General features: G+C 48.3%; 20 protein-coding genes. 19 read left to right on the top strand and 1 reads right to left on the bottom strand.

Annotation, left to right across the window (positions count from 1 at the left end; all coding sequences use genetic code 11):
- The first annotated feature begins 95 nt into the window (after positions 1-95).
- The 7 genes from HPY71_13285 (at position 96) to HPY71_13255 (ending at position 6882) form a co-directional block, all read left to right on the top strand.
- Positions 96-1097, top strand: a complete 1002-nt coding sequence (locus HPY71_13285) for an ABC transporter substrate-binding protein (GenBank protein ID NPV54468.1) — start codon at positions 96-98, stop codon at positions 1095-1097.
- A 77-nt stretch (positions 1098-1174) separates the two neighbouring features.
- On the top strand, positions 1175-1957 hold the full coding sequence (locus HPY71_13280; protein NPV54467.1) for an ABC transporter ATP-binding protein: 783 nt from the start codon (positions 1175-1177) through the stop codon (positions 1955-1957).
- Positions 1958-1980: 23 nt separating this feature from the next.
- Positions 1981-2988, top strand: coding sequence for a Gfo/Idh/MocA family oxidoreductase (locus tag HPY71_13275; GenBank protein ID NPV54466.1), 1008 nt, complete (start codon positions 1981-1983; stop codon positions 2986-2988).
- A gap of 40 nt (positions 2989-3028) precedes the next feature.
- On the top strand, positions 3029-3799 hold the full coding sequence (locus tag HPY71_13270) for a FadR family transcriptional regulator (protein NPV54465.1): 771 nt from the start codon (positions 3029-3031) through the stop codon (positions 3797-3799).
- A gap of 51 nt (positions 3800-3850) precedes the next feature.
- The gene (locus tag HPY71_13265; GenBank protein NPV54464.1) at positions 3851-4675 is read left to right on the top strand and encodes an SDR family oxidoreductase; all 825 of its coding nucleotides are present in this window, start codon (positions 3851-3853) and stop codon (positions 4673-4675) included.
- A 53-nt stretch (positions 4676-4728) separates the two neighbouring features.
- Positions 4729-5697 (top strand): Gfo/Idh/MocA family oxidoreductase, encoded by a 969-nt coding sequence (locus tag HPY71_13260; protein ID NPV54463.1) that lies wholly within the window; start codon positions 4729-4731, stop codon positions 5695-5697.
- Positions 5698-5757: 60 nt separating this feature from the next.
- Positions 5758-6882 (top strand): glucuronyl hydrolase, encoded by a 1125-nt coding sequence (locus HPY71_13255; protein ID NPV54462.1) that lies wholly within the window; start codon positions 5758-5760, stop codon positions 6880-6882.
- 234 nt (positions 6883-7116) lie between these two features.
- Here HPY71_13255 and HPY71_13250 read toward each other — a convergent pair whose 3' ends face one another.
- Complete coding sequence (locus tag HPY71_13250) at positions 7117-7623, bottom strand: hypothetical protein (GenBank protein NPV54461.1); 507 nt, start codon at positions 7621-7623, stop codon at positions 7117-7119.
- Positions 7624-8199: 576 nt separating this feature from the next.
- Here HPY71_13250 and HPY71_13245 point away from each other — a divergent pair.
- From HPY71_13245 to HPY71_13190, 12 genes are all read left to right on the top strand, one after another.
- Positions 8200-9195, top strand: coding sequence for an amidohydrolase (locus HPY71_13245; GenBank protein NPV54460.1), 996 nt, complete (start codon positions 8200-8202; stop codon positions 9193-9195).
- Between the two features lie 16 nt (positions 9196-9211).
- Positions 9212-10096, top strand: coding sequence for an ABC transporter permease (locus tag HPY71_13240; protein NPV54459.1), 885 nt, complete (start codon positions 9212-9214; stop codon positions 10094-10096).
- A gap of 15 nt (positions 10097-10111) precedes the next feature.
- On the top strand, positions 10112-11086 hold the full coding sequence (locus HPY71_13235) for an ABC transporter ATP-binding protein (protein ID NPV54458.1): 975 nt from the start codon (positions 10112-10114) through the stop codon (positions 11084-11086).
- A gap of 87 nt (positions 11087-11173) precedes the next feature.
- Complete coding sequence (locus HPY71_13230) at positions 11174-12148, top strand: ATP-binding cassette domain-containing protein (protein ID NPV54457.1); 975 nt, start codon at positions 11174-11176, stop codon at positions 12146-12148.
- A gap of 278 nt (positions 12149-12426) precedes the next feature.
- Positions 12427-14019, top strand: coding sequence for a hypothetical protein (locus HPY71_13225; protein NPV54456.1), 1593 nt, complete (start codon positions 12427-12429; stop codon positions 14017-14019).
- Positions 14020-14276: 257 nt separating this feature from the next.
- On the top strand, positions 14277-15245 hold the full coding sequence (locus tag HPY71_13220) for an ABC transporter permease (protein ID NPV54455.1): 969 nt from the start codon (positions 14277-14279) through the stop codon (positions 15243-15245).
- 115 nt (positions 15246-15360) lie between these two features.
- Entirely contained in the window at positions 15361-16494 is a 1134-nt protein-coding gene (locus tag HPY71_13215; GenBank protein NPV54454.1) for a pyridoxal phosphate-dependent aminotransferase, read from the top strand.
- Positions 16482-17180: a GntR family transcriptional regulator gene (locus tag HPY71_13210; protein ID NPV54453.1), complete on the top strand. Its 699-nt coding sequence runs from the start codon at positions 16482-16484 to the stop codon at positions 17178-17180. Before HPY71_13215 ends, HPY71_13210 begins: the two co-directional genes overlap by 13 nt.
- A 122-nt stretch (positions 17181-17302) precedes the next feature.
- Positions 17303-18361 carry a hypothetical protein gene (locus HPY71_13205; protein ID NPV54452.1) on the top strand — a complete coding sequence of 353 codons (1059 nt, stop codon included), beginning with the start codon at positions 17303-17305 and terminating at the stop codon, positions 18359-18361.
- A 74-nt stretch (positions 18362-18435) separates the two neighbouring features.
- On the top strand, positions 18436-19563 hold the full coding sequence (locus tag HPY71_13200; protein ID NPV54451.1) for a hypothetical protein: 1128 nt from the start codon (positions 18436-18438) through the stop codon (positions 19561-19563).
- 58 nt (positions 19564-19621) lie between these two features.
- Complete coding sequence (locus HPY71_13195) at positions 19622-19894, top strand: TIGR04076 family protein (GenBank protein ID NPV54450.1); 273 nt, start codon at positions 19622-19624, stop codon at positions 19892-19894.
- A 73-nt stretch (positions 19895-19967) separates the two neighbouring features.
- Positions 19968-20981, top strand: coding sequence for a Gfo/Idh/MocA family oxidoreductase (locus tag HPY71_13190; protein NPV54449.1), 1014 nt, complete (start codon positions 19968-19970; stop codon positions 20979-20981).
- Positions 20982-21003 lie beyond the last annotated feature (22 nt).

Genomic DNA, 21003 nt, shown 5'->3' with positions numbered 1-21003 from the left:
ATCTGAGAAACGCGTTTTGAGATAGGATGTCGTATGGTTGGTTGTCTTCTGGATTGCTTTAATTGACGAACAAATCGGATTGAGGAGGTACAGAAATGTTTGAGCTCAGATTCAAAAGAGGAATTCTTGTTACCTCGGTTTTGCTACTGGTTTTGGCAACAATGACAGCCGGCACTCTCGCCGCCGAAAAAGTGTCATTTCGGCTTAATTGGGTCGGGCAGGGATCACACGCACCGTTCTTTCTCGCACTTGAAAATGGGTATTTTGCGCAAAACGGGCTGAAAGTGGAGATTCTCGAGGGTAGTGGTTCGGCAACAACGGTGAAGCTAATCGGCAACAAATCCAACGATTTTGGGTGGGCTGACGCAGGCACTACGATACTTGCCGCAGCCCGTGGGGTACCTATTAAAACCATCTCGGCGCTTTTCCAGTCTAGTTCTTTTGCAGTAATTACCGGAAAAGACAGCGGCATTACGCAGCCAAAGGATCTTGAGGGGAAACGTGTTGCAATGACTTCGGGTGACGCTCTCAGCCAGCTTTTCCCCGCTTTTGCAAAGGCAAACAACATCGACATTAACAAGGTTCAGCTGACCCACGTCGACGCCCCTGCAAAGGTTGGGGCGTTGATGGAGAATAGGGTCGATGCGATCCTTGGAGGGGCCGACGACCAACCCCTTACCCTGGCGGCCAAAGGATTTCCTGTTCGTGTGTTGAGGTTTGCTGATTTCGGTACCAACACCATAGGGATGTCAATCATCGCCCATGAGGATACCCTCCGGCAGCGTCCCCAGGTGGTACGTGGCTTCCTGGATGCCGTCATTAAGGGGTGGGACGCAGCCCGCAAGAATCCCGATGCAGCAATTGCAGCCATCTTGAAGCACATCCCGGAAGGCAACCCGGAGGTCATGAAGAACCAGTTGATGGCTGCGTTCACATTCCTATTCTCACCCACTTCTAATACCCTTGGAAAAGCCACGGCCAAGGACTGGGAGAATACTATCAAGCTTTTATCCGAGTATCGTGGTCTTCCCGCCGGCAAACCAGCAACGGCGTATTACACCAACGAATTTCTGCCTAACGTTCTACCTGGCAAGTAATTTGGTGGGATTCATTCCTGAGATGGGAGGGCCTGGCGCCCTTCCATCTCCGTGAAAGACTCAAAGGGGTGTACGCTTTGGATAACCACATAGAAATCAGGGACCTTAGCAAAACATACAAAACCAGAGACGGTTGGGTCGAAGCTCTTAACAACATAAATCTCACCATCAAGTATGGGGAGTTTGTGTCCCTTGTCGGCCCTAGCGGGTGTGGGAAAAGCACTCTATTACAGATAGTGGCCGGTTTAATCCCGAGTTCTAAGGGTACAGTGATAGTCGACGGGAAAGAGGTTAGACGCCCTATTACTAACGTGGGTATTGTGTTCCAGGAGCACTTGCTCTTGGACTGGTATGATGTTCTCCGGAACGTACTTCTGCAAATTGAAATGCGGAACCTTAACCGGACGGACTACAAAGAGCAGGCTTTGTGGCTGCTGAAGCGCGTGGGGCTAGACGGGTTTGAAACCAAGTACCCATACGAATTGTCCGGCGGAATGCGGCAGCGAGTGTCAGTTTGTCGGGCCTTGGTACATGATCCTCCTTTACTGTTCATGGATGAACCTTTCGGCGCCCTGGATGCCTTGACCCGCGATGAAATAGGTATTGACCTGGAGAAGCTATGGCTTGCCTCGAAAAAGACTGTCTTATTCGTTACCCACAGTATCTCGGAAGCAATCAAACTGTCGGACAGAATTGTGGTTATGACTCCAAGGCCGGGTAGAATTGAAGAAATTATTGAAGTCGACCTTCCCCGTCCCAGGGGGGATATGCAATTTAGTGAACCTTTCAACGAACTGTACAACAGAATCTTCGGGATATTCCGCTCGAAGGGCTTTCTCAAGGCCAGTACAATGTCCTAGAACGCTGGGGGAGGAATGTTGTTGTGATTGGTGTAGCTCTCGTTGGACTAGGGGATTGGAGCGAAGTGCTGGCGCAACAGATTGCGAGAAGTAGCCGTGTACGACTCATCAGCGTGTTTGCCCGGCGTGAGCAAAGAAGGGCGGATTTTGCCCGTATGTACGGCTGCAAAGCTGCCGGAAGTTACGAGGAGCTACTGCAAGACCCCGAAGTACAGGGTGTAATACTGGCAACCCCTAATTCAGTTCACGAAGAACAAATTCGGCTGGCGGCGGAATTTGGAAAGAGTGTTTTGGTGGAAAAACCCATTTCGGCGTCAATTGAGCAGGCAAAGAGAATATCTGAGATTGCGGCGGAAAATTCGATTGTTATTGCTGTCGGACATAACAGCCGTCGTAGACCGGAATCAAGGATGCTGAAACAGTTAATTACAGAAGGACGGATCGGGGAGTCGGTCATGGTAGAGGGGACTTTCTCTCATGACCGCGGTTTGAGGCTCCGGGCCGGAGAGTGGCGTTGGGCGCGGGAGGAATGTCCTACAGGGCCGCTTATCCAGTTAGGGATCCATCACGCCGACACCCTTCATTACCTGTTTGGTCCGGTTCGCAGCGTATTCGGGATGCAAAAAAGGCTTCATAGTGCGGCGGATATAGATGATACCACTGTAACTGTTTTTGAATTCGAAAGCGGTTGTCTGGGCTATATTGGTTCTAGTTACGCAACAGCCGCTACATATAGAATCGTTGTCTATGGTACTCGTGGGCAGCTGTTTTACGATGACTCTTTAGGATTCTTTAAGGTCGACGTTAGCGGAGGTGCTGAAAGAATTAAAATCAGCGTTCCGAAGCAGAGTGTGGCCGCTTCTCTTCTTGAAGAAATAGATGAGTTTGCGGACTGCATTTCCCAAAGACGACAACCGGAAGTCACCGTGCAGGATGGCCTTAGGGCCGTTGCTTTGGTAGCTGCGGCGGAACTATCGGCAAGGGAAGGGCGACTAGTGAGTATTCACGAAGTGTTGAACGCCCCCCGGTAGGAGGCAGCTTGAAGTTCAAGACCAGATTACTTCCGAATCAGTGATACTCACGAAGACAGGTAGGGTGAAGAAGATGAAGCCGATACCAAGTGCAAAACGATTTCGGCTTGTTATGCAAGCTATTCAGGACTTTATTATTGAGAAGGAACTACAGCCGGGTGATCGGCTACCAACAGAGATGGAACTTTCTACAGCACTGCAGGTGAGCCGCCCATCTGTGCGTGAGGCGCTCAAGAGTTTGGAGGTCCTAGGCGTAATTGAAATTAAAGCGGGGGATGGGATGTTTGTCAGGTCATTCAGTTATGACCCGATAATTGAACACCTTCCGTACAACATGATGTTCGACCGGGACGACCTGGATGAGGTAATGGATATTCGCGTGACCCTCGAGCTAGGATACATCGCCAAAGCGGTGGAGCAGATCACAGAGAAGGACCTCAAGCAGCTCGGTTCATTACTTTCAGACATGGAACAGGCGGTCAAAGATGCCGATATGAGGGCATATGTTAAAGCGGATGGGGAGTTCCATAGGGTCCTTTATGAACCTGTCGGCAATAATCTTCTACTAAAACTGCTGGACATTTTTTGGAAGCTATTGCAGAACGCTCACGATTTTGCCGAGCTGGCGGATCCCGACTTGGAGCAATCCTACGACCGGCACAGAAAAATATATAATGCAGTAGCCAACCGGGATAGTAAGAAAGCGTATATGCTACTACGAGATCACTTTCGCTTTACCCAAGAGCACATATACGGTTCTAATAGGTCCAAGACAACCGCGTGCTTGGTAGTGGAGCACTTTCCGTCCTAATACACGTGTAGATTGTCCTACCGGTTTACTGTGGAGAGGAGCGTGCCCGGAATGCAAGACAAGGTGAATGAGTACAACGTAATGCAAATGTTGCGGCTCAACAATCAGGTTGCACTTGTAACAGGAGGGGCGAGAAACCTGGGTTTTGATATGGCCTTAGCCCTAGCTGAGGCTGGCGCCGATGTTGCCATTACGAGCAGGTCTTTAGATAGGGCTGCGGAATCAAGCCGGAAAATTGCCGAACTTACGGGGAGAAAGGTAGTACCCTATCAACTTGACGTAAGGTATGAAGACCAAGTAATCAGAGTAGTTGATCAAGTACTGGCGGACTTTGGCAGGATAGACATCCTGGTGAATAACGCCGGTAACGTTGTGAGTACTCCTGAAAATAACGGCTTGGAACGACGGCCCCTTGAGGAATGGCAAAACACGATAGATGTCAATCTGACTGGGGTTTTCCTCTGCTCTAAACATGTTGTCGCCCGGGCAATGAAGCCTGCAAAACGGGGGGTCATTATCAACCTGGGTTCAACAGCCGGCATGATAGGAAAGGACCGTCGAGTCTATAGGGGTACGAACATGGGCGGAGTCACGATAGACTACGAAGCCGCCAAGGCTGGCGTAATCAATATGACACGGGATATGGCTTGCCACCTGGCACCGGACGGAATCAGGGTCAACTGTATCAGCCCTGCCGGTTTCTGGCGCGGTCAGCCGGAGGCATTTGTAAAGGCGTACAGCGAGACAATTCCTATGGGCCGGATGGGCATGGATGGCAAAGAAATCAAGGGTGCCGTGGTCTTTCTGGCTTCGGAAGCTGCTTCTTTTATCACCGGAGTAAATCTCCCTGTTGACGGGGGATTGACAGCCTGGTAAAGATTACGACCGCAGCAGACAGTAGTTGCCTCTAGGACTTGGGGGTGTAGTCCATGAGTTGGGCTGATTTGAAAGTGTTGCTGGCGGGTTGTGGTTCCGTTGGTCGAAGGCACGCACGAATCCTAAGCAGCTTAGGAGTCTCTCACCTCAAGATCTGTGATCCTATTGCTGCCCAACGTGAAGCTCTTTCGCGTGAGACTCCGGTTGAAGAGATCTACTCAGACTACCACGAAGCTCTTAAATCCGGCCCAGATATAGTGTTCGTTCTTACCCCGCCGCCCCTTCATGTGCAAATGTCAGTCAAAGCATTGCGTGCCGGCTGCCACGTTTTCTGTGAAAAGCCCCTGGCAGATGATATGAACAATATTCAAACGCTCGTTGAAACCATAGAACAGAGCGGGAAAAAGTTCATGGTTGGTTTTTGTTTCCGATACCATGAAGGTTTACGGCGCGCGAAACAGTATTTGGATAGCGGGCGGATAGGCAGGCTGGTCAGCATCCGGTCAGTGATGGGTGAACACCTACCTACAGTAAGACCCGATTACCGAACACTGACGGCCTCTCAGCACTTAGGCGTGTTTGACCTTGTGCATGAGATCGATCTTGCAGTCTGGTTTTCGGGCGGGGAAACCAAAACCGTCAAGTCAATTCATGGGAAAATCAGCGACCTTGACATCCAAGTTACTGATGTGGCCGAGGTTCTCATAGAATTTGACAATAACTGCTATGCCAGTGTTCACCTTGACTTTTTCCAAAGACCCCGCCGACGTCTTACGGAGTTAATCGGCACAGAGGGAGTAATTGAAGTGGAATTTGCCGGTTGGAATCAATGTACAGTATCAACTTTCACGGCTGAGAATGGGGTCTGGACAAGGGAAACTCTGCCTACCGAAAGAGATGACATGTTCCGCAATGAAGACAGGGACTTTCTGACTGCGGTTGTAGAGGACCTACCCGTCAGCATTCCGGTGGGAGAGGGAATCAAGTCCCTTAGAATCGTGGCTTTGGCTCGGCGTCAGTAGATTTACGGTCTGTAGTAGTTTCTTAGGTCGTAACAAATATAGCATGGGGGAACGGCAACCATGATTAATCCTGAGTTGAAGCCCAAGGTGACAGAGCTACTGGACAAAATGGTACTGAGAAGTAAGCATAATATCGGAATCTGGGATGGCAGCTTTCCCGACTACTACGACCGCAGGCAGAAAAAGTGGTATATGAACGGCTATTGGACAGAGGCTTTCTGGCCGGGGATCATGTGGTGGCTTTATCTGTATAGCCGCGATCCGTTCTTGCGGGATACAGCGGAATACATGTCTAAGAGAATTGCCGCCGAGAAAATAGACCTTAAGGATCACGACCTGGGTTTCCTCTTCAACTGTTCGTGTGTTCTGGGGTACACTTTGACTGGCAGTAGCGAGTTCAAGGAGGTAGCCATTAAAGCTGCGGATAGGCTTAGTCGCCGTTTCAATCCCAGAGGTAACTTCATACCGGCTCATGGTGATGTCGAGCATGGGGACAGGCGTGGCTACACCATTATCGACACAATTATGAACCTGCGCCTGCTTTTCTGGGCCCACAGGATGACGGGAGAACAGTGTTTTTATGATGTTGGATTGAAAACAGCAGAAACGATTCTGCACGCAAACGTGCGAAATGACGGTTCAACCTATCAGGTCATCTGGTTTGATCCCGATTCAGGTAAGATAGAGGGACCCGGAGTTCATCAGGGTTATAATGCGGACTCCTGTTGGTCCCGTGGACAGGCGTGGGGAATATACGGTTTTTCCTGGTTATACCGGCAGACGGGCGATGAGCGGTTTAAAGAAGCAGCGGTTCGCCTGGCCAACTTCTTCTTGCGTCATTTGCCCGAAGATAAGATAGCCTACTATGATCTTTTGGATCCACGGATTCCAAATGTGGAGCGAGATTCTTCCGCCTCGTCTATTGCGGTTGCCGGATTGCTCATCCTCGCTTCCTCCGGAAAAGGATTAGAGCGCTATAAATGGTTTGTACAAGCGGAAGAACTTCTTACGGCACTTGTCAAAAACAGCTCTGACCACCTCGACTCAACCGTTGAAGGAGGATTGCTTCCGCACGGGTGCTATTTCCTGTCGAAGGACAGAGGGGTCGACTCTGAGTTGGGTTTCGGAGACTATTACTTGGTGGAAGCTTTGCTACGTTACTATATGTTCGGAATACTGGACTGAAGCCGCCAGGGCGTAAAGCACTTTTATGCGCCCGGCATGGGTGTTGCCGGCTCTATGCATCCAGAGTATCTTTCGTGAGAGCCTATCTACATCAAAAACAGGAGGCTTTCTGAGGCTAATTTGATTCCTTCAACCGTGAAACCACCACGTCTGTATCATTGCTTTCCTCGATAGCCCTAGATTCCTCAAGTTCTCGCTTTCGTATCATCGCTCCATGATGCCCTACTAAATCCTCTATCTCGCGCGAACATAGAACATCGGGATCATGGCAGAACCTCCCAAAAGCCGCTGTGCAATCCTGTAGGATGAAAACATGGAAAGAAAACAGGCCAACTCCTGTAACCCCTTGGTTATGACCATCCCGTTATGCTCGGGAAGGACACTGTTTATGGGGATAAAGTCCTTCCCGCAAGTCTTGCAGAAGGCGACCTGACGTTCTATGTCAATAATGCCAAACCTGGCGCTTATCTTAAGCTTACGATATCCATTACGAACTACCTCGCAGTTATCATCCAGATGGGTTAAGCTATTACATAGCTTCATCTCGATACGTTTTAGATGGTTAGTGAATAAGCCGCGCTCTATTTGAACGCCGATTTCCATGGCCGCGTTCTCCAATGCATCTACAAGATCGCTCTCATTTCCGTCTGGTAACGATGGCGCTTCGATAGTAAATCTGATTTCATCCTGGGACTTTATTTCCGGTCTCTTTGGGCGTATAATTACTTCGTAGCTGGTCATGTTTGCGCCTCCATCTATGCTGTAGATACATTGATGGTAGCACAGGACCAGCTACACTGTATTATGCCAAATGTTGGAGCAGATCAACTTCACTTATTCCTCTGTCTCATCCCGCACCTTATGCGCGCTACGATAATTTTGAGTATCGGGAGCAGGAATACGACCGTGACATAGACCTTTTGGTGATAGGGCAGCAGAAGTTAACAAGGATGAGTTGATTAAAAGATGGTGCTAATGCCTTCTGTGTACTTACTACCCTGTGGTATAACGGCGAATAGGACAGGTATTGGTGCGGTCAGGTAGCGGCTTAACACTGACAAACCCGTCCTTGGAGTTATGCGTGGTAAGAAAAAATTTAAGGATTTCTATGAGGAGTGAGAAGGAATATTCTAAGGGATGTCGAATTATCCGAAACAAACATACGGTATACAATCATACAAAAGTAGATGTATACAGAGTTCTTCTAAGTGAGGGGAAGCAAGGGTTGCAGACCTGCTGTGGTGGGTAGATATTATCAGAGCTAGGTAAAGATATATAATTCCGAATGTAATTTTTGACCGGGAGGAGATGGGTCTGATGATAATTGATGCACATACGCATGTATTTGGGCCGATAAGTGAAGAAGAAAGACCGAAGCCGCCGTCCATCTTTCATTGCCATGAGTTCTCCGGAGACTTATTAGTGGCTGAAATGGATTTGGCTGGCGTAGACAAGGTGTTCTTGATTAGTTATGATGCTCAAGATATCGCTCCAATTCTAGAGGCTAAGAATGAATCCGTTGAAAAGGCGGCATCGTTCATAAATAAAGAATACTCTCTCAAAGCCTTGCGGAATTACCCGGATAGGTTCATCTGGTTTTCAACCGTAAGTCGCGCGGAAAATGGCGGTTTGCTTGAACGGGCGAAAGAGGACCTCGAAGCTGGGGCCACCGGTCTAAAGCTGATGCCGAGTATTATGAGGGTTTTCCCTGACGACCCCTGTCTAATGGAGCTCTATGAACTTTGTCGACAGAAGAATGTTCCAGTAATCATTGATTTTAGCTATTGGTGCCTCGTGGGTGGTTCCCTACGTCTAAGTGAAGATGTGAGAGATTTTGATCAGTATATAAAGCGGTTTTGTCGAGTTTTACAGGCTTTTCCGGAAGTTAATTTCCAGCTTGCGCACTTCGGTACTTGCATTTGGACTGATCGGACCGGGTATGCCCAAGTATATGAATACCATAGGCTAGACCCAATGATAGATACCCTCCGGCGATTTGACAATGTTTACGTCGATACCGCTGCCCTGACGTTCCTGCCAGATATGAATCCGGGTAACCGAATCGGTTTCGATCCGTTAGTACTGGATCACGAATATCCGTTTACGCTCGCGCTAAAGCTTCTTGAGTACCTAGTTAAAGGGGCAGGGGCGGAAAAGGTGATCTTTGGTACGGATTGGCCTTATAACGAGGGGATTTGCACTTACAAACAAACCGTAAACATGATCCGTTATTTCGCATATTTCCTTACCGATCGACAGAAAGAATTGATCCTGGGAGAAAATGCTTTACGCTTTCTCAAAAAAATGACCTGATTAGGGTGGTAATTTCATGAGCATTGAATTAACTCGAGCTAAAGGTACCTGTGGAATTGACTCTTATAGGAAAATACTCTCTTATTTTAGAGAGAAACCCCTTGTAACCGTTGCATGCTTAATCCTTCTTTTGATCGCTATGTCAGCTATATTTGCTCTCTGGGTGGCACCGAAAGATCCGTACCAGATGGAGATTAGGAGCCGGCTCAAACCCATCGGAACGCCGGGTTTCCCTCTTGGAACAGATAGTTATGGAAGAGATATCTTGAGCCGGGTTATTTGGGCTGGCCGGACGTCCCTTTTGGCCGGTGTAGTTCCCGCCTTTATTGCCATGTCCTTTGGGGTATTACTAGGTTTGCTCTCTGGATATTGGGGTGGCTGGTTTGATCGGATAGTTATGGCAGTGGTTGATATTATGCTATCCTTCCCCTTCATGCTACTGGCCATAGCCCTGGTCGCCGCTCTTGGGCCATCGCTACAGAATGCGATGATTGCGGTTATTGTGGCGACAGTTCCTGCTAGGATCCGACTCATCAGAGGAGAGACATTGTCTATTAAGGAGGCATCGTTTATAGATGCCGCTAGAGTGCTCGGATACGGTGATCTTAGGATAATCTTTTCCGAAATCTTGCCTAATGTAATGGCAATAGCTATGACGGCCATGAGTATGGATATTCCTCTGATGATTTCCGCAACAGCAGGTCTGAGCTTTTTAGGGTTAGGTGTACAACCCCCGCAGGCTGACTGGGGAACAATGGTCTCCGACGGTAAGAACTTCATCATGATCGCTCCCCATGTTACCCTGGTCCCAAGTGCTGTACTTCTTATCGTTACTCTTTGCTTTGCTATTATCGGCGATGCGGTCCGGGTCATTTTCAACCCAAAGGCCCGGGATGAGTAAGTGAGGGTGTTCGATATGAGTATACCAGTTCTCGAGGTTAAAACGCTCAGGACGTATCTTTTCACAAAGCGCGGGATCGTAAAAGCCGTCGATGGTATAAGCTTCACCGTCAATGAGGGAGAGAGTCTTGGGGTGGTAGGAGAATCGGGATGTGGTAAAACTATGACAGCGCTTTCAATTATGAATCTCCTACCCCCCACGGCACGAATCGTTGAAGGAAAAGTTCTGTATAAGGACACCGACTTGTGTCGACTTGAAAAGCCTATGATGAGGAAGATTCGCGGTCAAGAAATCGCTATGATTTTCCAAAACCCCATGTCGTCGCTTAATCCTGTACTTACCATTGGGAAACAGATGACAGAAGCTATTATGGTTCATAGGCATTGTTCATATGTTGAGGCGCGGAGCCGCGCCATTGAGATGTTAGAACGGGTGAGGATCCCTGAGCCCGCTCAACGTTTACGACAATTTCCTCATGAATTCAGCGGAGGGATGTGCCAGAGAATCATGATTGCTATGGCTTTGTCCTGTGAGCCCAGGGTCCTTCTCGCGGATGAGCCAACCACTGCCCTTGATGTTACCATACAGGCTCAGATCGTCGAACTAGTTAAGGGCCTAAAAGAAGCGCTTGGTATGACAGTTATATGGGTCAGTCATGACCTCGCTACTATTGCAAGCCTAGCCGACCATGTTCTTGTTATGTACGCAGGACACATAGTGGAATGGGGACCGGCTTCATACTTGTATGATCATCCCCGGCACCCGTACACACAAGGGTTACTTTCGTGTATCCCATCCTTAGTCGGTGAAGTAAAAGATGTACTAAATACCATAGAAGGCCAGCCACCTGACTTGATCAATCCGCCAAGGGGATGCCCATATTCGTCACGGTGTAGTCTCGCTGAGACGAAATGCACGAAAGAGGCCCCTCCCCTAATGAGCACAGATATACCTGGAAACCTTTCTGCCTGCTGGCGGTGGGCAGAATAATATAATAAGATTTGTGTTTTTACCGCGTCTACTGGCAGGCATGGCATTTGTTCGGGAGGTTGCATTCGAATGATACAAGAAAAGGCGATGTCACTTCTCCAAATAAGGCAAGTTTCGAAGATATTCACGATTAAACGCCTAGGAGTCGCCAAGAGAGCTCAGGTCAAAGCGGTGAATAACATATCTCTCGAGATTTTTCCAAATGAGACTCTCGGCCTTGTTGGAGAGAGTGGCTGTGGCAAGACGACGCTCGGTAGATTAGTGTGTAGATTGATAGCACCTACACAGGGTCAGATATTGTATAAGGGAAGAGATATCTTTAAAGCGGAGGGCTCTTATTCCCAACAACTTTGCCGAGAAATTCAAATGGTATTTCAGGATCCTTACGGTTCGCTAAACCCTCGCAAGTCTATTGAGACCATTCTGGCTACACCGTTACGAGTTCACAAGATCACATCTGGATCTGAAATACGCCGTCAAGTGGTTCAGCTTCTTGAGCAGGTCGGGCTTTCAGGAGAGATGAGCTCTCGATACCCTCCTCAGCTGTCTGGTGGGCAGCTACAGCGTGTAGCTATCGCCCGCGCCCTGTCCCTTAAACCTCAATTACTAGTAGCGGATGAACCGTTATCGGCCTTGGATGTATCAATTCAGGCGCAATTGATTAATTTACTTAAAAGGATGCAGCGTGATTACCAGCTGAGTATGTTGTTCATCTCGCATGACCTTTCTATAGTGAGGTACATATCGCATAGAGTAGCTGTTATGTACCTGGGGTGTTTGGTAGAGTTGGCTGGAAGGGATGAACTCTACGCCAATCCTTTGCACCCTTACACGAAAGCTTTGCTTTCCTCCGTTCCGGTCCCTAACCCAAAGATTGAGGCGACCAGACAGCGAATCGTACTTGAGGGAGATGTCCCAAGTCCCATGAATTTGCCTAGAGGGTGCCCGTTTCATGCCCGATGCCCTGTTGCCCTCAGGGACCTCTGTACGGGGAATCCACCACAATTAGAGGAGGTTGATACAGGACATTGGGTTGCCTGTCATAGGATAACGGGATACTAGTTTCTGTAGTACCTTTCGCGTTAGCTGTTGTGTGGTCCGCCCGGAGGGGAAGTGGGAGGGGGGTGAGAGAGAAGAGAGGAATTTAAGATGTACGAGATGTAGTCTAAGGAATTGTCGAGACATGACCGTTAAGTGAGCGTAGGGATTGTAAAGGTGCCCAGTGATGCGCTATGATGGAGTGGCCTCGCCCCGGTGAAGTGGAGATGGCCGAAAGATGTCGGCAGGCTCGTGTGTGTTTCTTGACTACTAAACGAACGATATGTAAAGGAGAGATTAAAATGAAAAGATGGGCGATGGGAATAGTCATCCTGCTGCTTGCCATGGCAATGTTGATAGCAAATGTCTTCGCTGCCTCGGATAAGGATACCCTTATATTTAACCTCGACCGGGTCATAGTGGGTGGGATGGATGCATCCCAAACTATGGAAAGCACAGGGAAAAAAGCTGCTTTCCATATTAGTGAAACTTTAGTAGAATTTGATGAGGAAAAGAATATCGTAGTTCCGAAACTCGCTGTGAGCTGGCAGGTATCGCCTGATGGTAAGTCAATTACCTTCAAGCTTCGCAAGGGTGTCAAGTTCCATGATGGAACCCCGTTCAACGCTGACGCAGTTGTGTTCTCGATCATGCGGATCTATGATAAGAACCATCCGTATCACAATACTGGAACTTTCACCTACGCCTCGTACGTTCCTATTGAAAAGGTAGAAAAAATCGACGAATACACGGTAAAGGTTACTGCCACTAGACCCGACCCAATCCTTCTCTGGCGTATGACTATGGAACCCACCTACATTCAGAGTCCGACGGCTATCAAGAAGTGGGGTAAGGATTACACCAACCACGCTGTTGGAACGGGTCCATATAAACTGGTTGAGTTCGACAAGGACGTAAAGATCGTTCTTGAGCGTTTTGAGGATTATTGGGGGCCTAAGCCTTCTATTAAGAGGCTAGTGTTTAAGATCAACCCGGATGATCAATCAAAGGTTGCTGACTTGCTGGCGGGGAACGTGGATGTAATCACCCGGCCGCCGGCAGACCAGATTCCCATCCTACGGGCGACACCGGGAATTAAGGTGGATATATTTCCTCTGAGATGGCTGGGTTATTTGGCCATTAATGTTACCCGTCCACCGCTAGACGATGTCAGAGTCAGGCAAGCCCTTTCATATGCTTTTGACCGCAAGGCTCTCGAAGAGATCAACAAGGGTACTTCTCTAGCTTGCTACTATCCATGGTTCAAGGGGGCGTATGGCTTTGAACCGAATGTAAAGCAATATACGTATAATCCAGATAAGGCGAGGAAGCTTTTGGAAGAGGCCGGTTGGACTCTCCCGAAGGGAAGGACGATACGGGAAAAGAAAGGCAAAGCCCTGGAGATCCGGTTAGTGCAGGCGGGAGCTCTCTATGGTCCGGAGGCGGCTATTCCTGAGCTCTTCCAAAGCAACATGCGTGATGTCGGGATCAATGTAAAGATCGTCCGCATAGACCCGGGAGTGTTTTTCGATCCCAAGGTGGGGGTCTTCAACCCTGAAACAGCTGATGTCGTGGTCTTCGGTATGATCGCTTTCTTGCCCGATCCCTCCTTCTTCTTCGATCGATTCACTTCCGTAGCGATTCCACCCAATGGATTTAACATCTCTTTCTATACTGATCCACGGGTTGAGGAGCTGTGGAAGAAAGCGGTTAGCGAGATGGATCTGGATAAGCGAGCAGAGATGTTTAAGGAGATCCAAAGGATAGTTGCAGAGCAAGTACCCATACTATACCATTCAGTGGTAACCCTCCCTCTGGCATATCGAGATAATATTGAAGGAATAAGGGTACGTGGTAACGTCACTGTTGATCTTACACAGGTTAGAAAGAAGTAAGCTAAAAGAGAGGATGGTGGGCAGGCCTGGGTGCCACCCAGGCCTGCCCTGGTGCCAGTCTTGAGGTATTGGTACTTATGGCAAAACTACTAGTGGTGTGGGGGGCCATATCCCCCAGACTATGAGGCCCACGGTCGCGGGCGAGGGATCGTGCATTTTGATTTGAGATATAATCGATATCCTGTCCTTTGTCGGCCTTCCTGTAAAGGGATAGCCTCAGCGCTACGTAGTGTATCTGCCTATAGGGGGATCTTTCTATGAAGGGGTATTTGCTTAAACGCTTGGTGATCATGTCTCTGGTTTTACTTGGTGCTACCGTTTTAGTCTTTTTTCTGGCGCGCGTGATACCAGGAGATCCCATTTCGACAATGCTTGGTTCGGCTCAGGTAGCAAACCCAGAAGTAGTAGCAGAATATCGGCAGCGGTATGGCCTGGATCAACCGATATATATTCAATATTTCCGATGGCTTTTGCGGCTCATCCAGGGAGATATGGGACAATCAATCCTTGATGGTAGACCCGTTCTTAGCATTCTTATCTCCCGTTTTAAGGCGACTTTGATTCTCGCTTTCTCCGCGATGCTGGTGGCGGTGGTCTCCGGGGCAATTGTTGGTACTCTGAGTGCCTTTGTGACTACTAAGAGGGGTAATGTTTTCCTAGATAGATTTCTGGGGTTGGGGCCGCTGTTCTTTTTGACCGTCCCACCATTTTCCCTGGGGCTTTTTCTGATGATCTTATTTGCCGTCAAGATCCCCATATTTCCGCCGGTAGGGATGGTCTCAATAACTGGTGGCGGGATATGGGATCTTCTTCGTCATCTAGTGCTTCCGGCAGTAACTATGGGAGCTGCCTCTGCCGGGGCCACAGCAACTATAGTTCGGACCTCTGTCTTGGAGGTAATTCGAGAGGATTATATACGTACCGCCTATGCGAAGGGACTATCGGATGCAGCGGTGATGTTCAGGCATGCGTTTCGTAACGCCTTGATTCCCCTGGTAACGAATACCGGAATTATGTTCGGTAGCTTATTATCCAATGGCGTACTAGTCGAGGCGGTCTTTGCCTGGCCTGGGCTGGGTAGTATGATGGTTGGGGCCGTACTCAAGAGGGACTACCCCCTCATTGAAGGTGGAACTATCATCATAGCGGCGACATACGTATTTGTAAATCTTCTGGTCGATATTTCCTACTCCGTGATAAACCCCAAGATCACCTACGAAAGGTAATGCTATGTGGGTAGCAAAGCCAGATATTGGTAAGACTGAGTTTGAGGAAGTGAGAGTGTTGTGTTCTAGTAAGATCAGTCAAGTTATATCTCAAAGGTTGTTGAGTCTGCCCCGTGTGGGTTCAAGGGTTACTGATGAGGAAGCTGCTCGGGTGCGTGGGGAAGGAGTCGACGTATTACCATTAACGGCGTATCCAGTACGTCAACTACCTCAACATGTAGTCGATGTGGCGAAGGAAGCAGTAATCCATTCACAGAACACTCCATCCCGGGGCCTTTTAGAGCTACGTGAGGCTATCTCAAAGAATATTTTGAAGTTAACAGGGGTTATGGTAGATCCCGCAAGCGAAGTGCTTGTGACTTATGGTGCCATGCACGCGCTTAATGTGGTGATGCAGTCTATCTTAGATCCGGGCGACGAGGTGGTGCTATATACTCCGTCGTATTTCTTTGACGGGATTATTAGAATGGCGGGCGGTCATCCGGTGCATGTGCCTCTTCAAAAGGCAGACGGTTACCGGTTCAATATAGAGCTTCTGGAAAGGAGGCTTACCGGAAGAACCAAGGCTATTCTTATCAATAGCCCGGTCAACCCTACTGGTTATGTAGCGAGCCAAAGAGATCTGACAGTAATCGCTGAACTGGCTGGCAAATATGGTAGGGTGATCATATCCGATGAATCGTATGACAGACTCGTTTATGATGGAGAACGTCATACAAGCTTTCTGGAAGTACCGGGGGCAAAGGAAAGGACAATCTTAGTCAAAAGCTTTACGAAAAGCTATGCTCTGCCAAGTTGGCGAGTTGGTTACGTGGTCGCGGATCGACTACTAACGGAGAGTTTTGTGAAGACCTTAGAATGGAATAACTTGTATTGCAGCTTCGTGGCGCAGAAGGTGGCGGCGGCTGCCATGAGTGGGCCACAAGAATGGCTAGCCGGAGTGGCCGAGGAATTTCAATACAACCGAGACATGTTCTTAAGGGTGATTGAAGGGACTGAGTCCATTAGTGTTGTTCCACCCAAGGGCGGTCCATTCCTGTTCATCGATATCTCCCAATTACCGCTGAGTTGTGAAGAGGTGAGTCAAAGCTTATTAGAACGTTTTGGTCTAGTATCAACCCCAGGTTCTTGCCATTTCTCTTCAAATCACATTCGGCTACCTTTCGGCGGGACGCGGGAAACCATAATGAAAGCTGTCGACCGTCTAGAGGAAGCATTTAACTTTCTGGAGGGTAGATGTTCAAAGTGAGAGGCTATGCAGATGAGATATCTATAGGAATCGAAGATCGAAAGGTGTTGCATGAGCGGGTCTATGCTGCTTTGCGGCAGCAGATACTGAACGGAAAACTAGCTCCTGGTGAACGTGTGCTCGAGGCTAAGATTGCCCGAAGAATAGGGATCAGCCGAACGCCTGTGAGAGAAGCGCTTCAGAAGTTAGAAACAGAAGGTTTATTGATAAGGCTTAGGAGTGGGGGCTTGGTCGTAGCGGAAAACTCTCGGACGGACGCAGAAGAACTTTTTGAAGTTCGAATTGCCCTTGAAACGTATATGGGGCGCTTAGCAGCTGAAAGGATACAGGAAAAGGATCTACGTCGCTTGGAGCAGATCATTGCTTATACCCGGGCTAGTTTGGAACATAGAGACTTGGATAGAATGGTAAGCCTCAATACTGAATTTCACGATGTGATTGCCAGAGCCTGCGGTAACCGCAAGTTGGCGAATATGATAAGTAATCTTAAGGAGCACATCCTGAGATACCGTAAAAGGACCCTAATGGATCTGGATGAGGCGAAAAGGTCCTTGGAAGGGCACATTAAGATCCTGGAGAGCCTAAAGAAACGCGATGCCCAACAAGTAGCGCAGGTGATGGAACAATACCTTATATATGCCAGGGATGCAATTTTAGCTTCCATAGATCGAGGCAACGCCGAATAAGATCGATAAGGAGAATAGAGCGATCGTTCGCTTGTGGCTCTTTTCTTGAGAAAAGTATGGTGCCGCTATGTAGGTTAGGTAGTTGAACCAAAGGTAGAGGCGATGAAAAGGAGGAAGGTGGTATGCATAGGTTCGATGAGGTTCAGTTCGAACAAGCTAAGGCCGTACATAGTAGGGCAACCGTTGTGGTTTCACACGATCATATGATGAATCTTGATTCGTTTAAGCAGATGCGCGAAGGCGGGGTGACGGCCAAGATTCTGCATATGCTTGTTGATGCGTTGCCCTGGGCTAAAACGAAAGAGGAATATCAGTATTCGATCTCAGAGTTCGAGGGCTGGACGAAACGAGCCTTAGTGGCGATCGATCAGGTTCGTAGTCTTGTAGCGAATTCCCCAGATGTCGCCTGTCTTGCTCTGACGGTTGAGGATATTCGTGAAGCAAAGGTCGAGGGTAAGGCCGCTGTACTCATGGGATTTGAGGGAGGAAAGCCTTTAGAGGGTAGCCTGGAGGTACTGCGTTGCCTTTATCAGTTAGGCGTAAGACATATGCAGCTCACGTGGGCTTTTAATAATCAAATCGCTGGTACTCAGGATGATCCCGAGAACACGGGCCTGACTCCATTCGGGCATCAAGTGGTTCGCGAGATGAATCGGTTGGGTATGGTCATCGATCTCTCGCATCTGTCGCGCAAAGCAATGCAAGATGTATACGAGATTACCGAGGACCCGGTGATAAATTCCCATGCAGGCTCGAGGGTCTTGGCTGAGTCTACCGCCAATCTGAGTGACGCAGCGCTTAAACAGTTAGCCGAAAATGGCGGAGTCGTCGGTGTGCATTTTTGTGCTCACCTCATAAAAACTGGGGCTCGGCGAGCCTCCATTGACGATTTGCTAGATCAGGTTGCTTACATAGCCGATCTTGTTGGTATTGACCATGTAGGCCTAGGCCCGGACTATTTCGATTATAACGAGGACTTTCGGAGAAATACCATGCATTTTTACGAAGATGCCTACCAAAATAATGACTTCGATTTGAGTTGGGTAGAAGGACTCGAGGATTACAGTAAGTTTCCGGCCCTCACAGGTAGAATGCTACAGCGGGGTTTCTCTGAGGAGGATATCATAAAGGTTTTAGGGGGTAACCTGCTTCGGGTATTTCGGAAGGTGTTCGGTAGATAGTGGCTAGGCCTTTTCAATACTCTTCGGGCATTTCTTAACGAAGGAAAACTGGAGTGAAGAAGGGGGCTGGTCCCATGAAGGAGTTATCTCCTCGGGAAAGATTATTGAGGCTGTTTGACGGGAAGGACGTAGATCGGCTACCAGCGTCTCCTTTTATTCATACAAATTTTGTTAAGGAGTTTTTCAAAGATCCTGACGTGGACTTGATCGAAGGGACAGTTGAAGTGTATAAACATTTTGGGTTCGATGTTATACACAGAAACTGTACTCCGTCCTTTGGGGAATCGATGAATTCTGGTCCAGATTGGCAGGTCAGGGTGAGTGAGTCCGAATGTGAAAAAGAGCAGGTGGTAATTACCACGATCGAAACCCCTGAAGGGGAACTAAGGCAAGTACTCCAAAGGAGAAAGGTTTCCCCGTACGAAACCATTGAGGCTATAACCGAGGCTTTCATTAAGACTAGAGAGGATTTCGAGCTTTTCTTAAAATACCAACCCCCTGTTCCGAAATTGGATACCAAGAATGTTACTCTTGCCAAAAAGGTGACGGGCGAGTATGGCATTGTTGCCCCATGGGTATCGGGTGCATTTGGATTTGTCGTTTATTATCGAAAACTTGAGGATCTACTCATGGATGCAATGCTCGAGTCATCCTTTTACCACGAAATGTTGGAATACTTTACTGCAAGATGTCGCGATTTAGCATTACAGGTGGCCACAAGTGGTGCTGACATCGTCGCGTATAATGCCAACATAGCCAATGGCAAAGTTGTGAGTCCCGGTTTTTTTAGGCAACATGTGTTCAAATATGAGAAGGCGGTTATTGAAGCCATTCAGTCGGAAGGTATACCAGTTCTCTATCATAATTGTGGACCGGCTAGAGTACTTCTCGATATATATCCCGGGCTAGGAATGCGAGCCTATGAATCACTTTCGCCTCCTCCAGTGGGTGACACTGTTTTGGAGGAAGCTTTAAAACGCTTGGGTGGTGAAATGATTCTTTCCGGCAACATCGATCAGGTTTATTTTCTGCGCCAGGCTTCACCACACGAGATTGAGAAGGAGGTCAAGCGAGTAATGGATTCAGTAAGATATCGAGGAAAGTTCATCTTAGCGACAACAGATTATCTCCACGAAGGTACCCCGTATGAAAATATTTTTGCTCTTGCCGAGGCTGGAAAGCGATATGGTGCATATGCCTAATCGTGGAAGCTATTGACCAAATACTGCTTCAAAAAAACAATTCAAGGGGGGTTATCATATGGTTCAATATCGGGTGAAGGCTGAGGTTATCGAGACAAGAGGTAGAGGGTGTGACAAGGGGCTTAAGGTCGGTGATGTCTTTGAGTTGTCAGAAGACAGGAACGCCTTTTGCTCCTGGGCCTATGCTGCGATGTTTCCCTTTGTCCAGGCATTTCAATATGGAGCGGACTTTCCTTGGGAAAAGGACCCCAACGTCACATACGTAGGTTGCCCGGACCCGTATAACACTGTGGTATTCCGGCTAACGCGGGAAAAGTGTGAGGAGGGGTAAGCCCGAACTCCATGGATTTCACAGCATTACGAGCTAAAAGGGACTGAACATTTGTACAGGAAGGTGAAGGAAAGTGTTTTCCGATAGAACCATTCGATGGGGCGTGATTTCGGCATATGGTATCGCTAATAAACGAACGATCCCGGCGATGATCAAATTACCCGATACGAAAGTAATAGGGGTTACTAGCCAGCGGTTGGGGGAAGCGGAGGAAATAGCGAAAAAGTACGGGTGTCCCTACTATTTCGATCGTACCGATGATCTCCTCGCATTGCCTGAGTTGGATGCCGTATACATTGCCAGCCCAGTATTTCTGCACTATGAGAATGTGGTAAAAGCAGCTAAAGCCAAGAAGCACATTCTATGTGAGAAGCCTATGGCCTTGACCATTGATCAATGCAAAGAGATAGACTCTTTGTGCCGGAAGCAAGGCGTTAAGTTTATGATCGGGTTCATGATGCGATTTCATGGTGCCCATAGGAAAGTAAAAGAAATGATCGATTCCGGAATCATTGGAAAACCGATTATGGCGAGAGCACAACTTTCACACTATAAGGTGGAATGGGGCCCAAATGGTGAACGAACCTGGAGACAAAGTAAAGAGCTTGCCGGTGGTGGCTCGCTAATGGATATGGGGATCCACTGTATCGACTTATTGAGGTACTGGCTGGGAGAAGTGGTTGAAGTTTCGGCTTTCGTGGATACTTTGGACGCTGACTATAACGTTGAAGATACAGCAACAGTCCTGCTCAAGTTTAAGAGTGGAGCGCATGGGATAGTGGATTCCTGTTTCAATGTCAAGGGAGCGAGACATGTTTTCGAGGTGTATGGGACCAAGGGGTGCCTTCGCGGTGAAGAGACCATTGGCCAGCTTCCAGAGGGCCGATTGTTTGCTAACCTCGACGGAGAAGAAACAAAATTGGAGTTTCCGATTATCAATATGTATTCAGCGGAGGTTGGATATCTAAATCAGTGTATAAGGGAAGACAGGGAACCGTTCTTAAACGCTTGCGAGGGCACTCGTAATCAGGAGATAGTTTTCGCTGCCTACCGTGCGTCAGAAGGCCGACGGGTCATTAAGGTGTGAGTACAGAGCTGGACAGCTGGAT

The sequence above is a fragment of the Bacillota bacterium genome (assembly GCA_013178125.1).
In the GTDB taxonomy this organism is placed as follows: Bacteria; Bacillota; SHA-98; order Ch115; family JABLXJ01; genus JABLXL01.
This window is presented reverse-complemented; position numbering and strand designations above follow the sequence as displayed.

Excerpts from the sequence above, each read along its gene's own strand:
- HPY71_13285 (NPV54468.1), top strand. The coding sequence starts at position 96 with ATGTTTGAGCTCAGATTCAAAAGAGGAATTCTTGTTACCTCGGTTTTG.
- HPY71_13265 (NPV54464.1), top strand. The coding sequence starts at position 3,851 with ATGCAAGACAAGGTGAATGAGTACAACGTAATGCAAATGTTGCGGCTC.
- HPY71_13260 (NPV54463.1), top strand. The coding sequence starts at position 4,729 with ATGAGTTGGGCTGATTTGAAAGTGTTGCTGGCGGGTTGTGGTTCCGTT.
- HPY71_13255 (NPV54462.1), top strand. The coding sequence starts at position 5,758 with ATGATTAATCCTGAGTTGAAGCCCAAGGTGACAGAGCTACTGGACAAA.
- HPY71_13250 (NPV54461.1), bottom strand. The coding sequence starts at position 7,623 with ATGACCAGCTACGAAGTAATTATACGCCCAAAGAGACCGGAAATAAAG.
- HPY71_13245 (NPV54460.1), top strand. The coding sequence starts at position 8,200 with ATGATAATTGATGCACATACGCATGTATTTGGGCCGATAAGTGAAGAA.
- HPY71_13240 (NPV54459.1), top strand. The coding sequence starts at position 9,212 with ATGAGCATTGAATTAACTCGAGCTAAAGGTACCTGTGGAATTGACTCT.
- HPY71_13235 (NPV54458.1), top strand. The coding sequence starts at position 10,112 with ATGAGTATACCAGTTCTCGAGGTTAAAACGCTCAGGACGTATCTTTTC.
- HPY71_13230 (NPV54457.1), top strand. The coding sequence starts at position 11,174 with ATGTCACTTCTCCAAATAAGGCAAGTTTCGAAGATATTCACGATTAAA.
- HPY71_13225 (NPV54456.1), top strand. The coding sequence starts at position 12,427 with ATGAAAAGATGGGCGATGGGAATAGTCATCCTGCTGCTTGCCATGGCA.
- HPY71_13220 (NPV54455.1), top strand. The coding sequence starts at position 14,277 with ATGAAGGGGTATTTGCTTAAACGCTTGGTGATCATGTCTCTGGTTTTA.
- HPY71_13210 (NPV54453.1), top strand. The coding sequence starts at position 16,482 with ATGTTCAAAGTGAGAGGCTATGCAGATGAGATATCTATAGGAATCGAA.
- HPY71_13205 (NPV54452.1), top strand. The coding sequence starts at position 17,303 with ATGCATAGGTTCGATGAGGTTCAGTTCGAACAAGCTAAGGCCGTACAT.
- HPY71_13200 (NPV54451.1), top strand. The coding sequence starts at position 18,436 with ATGAAGGAGTTATCTCCTCGGGAAAGATTATTGAGGCTGTTTGACGGG.
- HPY71_13195 (NPV54450.1), top strand. The coding sequence starts at position 19,622 with ATGGTTCAATATCGGGTGAAGGCTGAGGTTATCGAGACAAGAGGTAGA.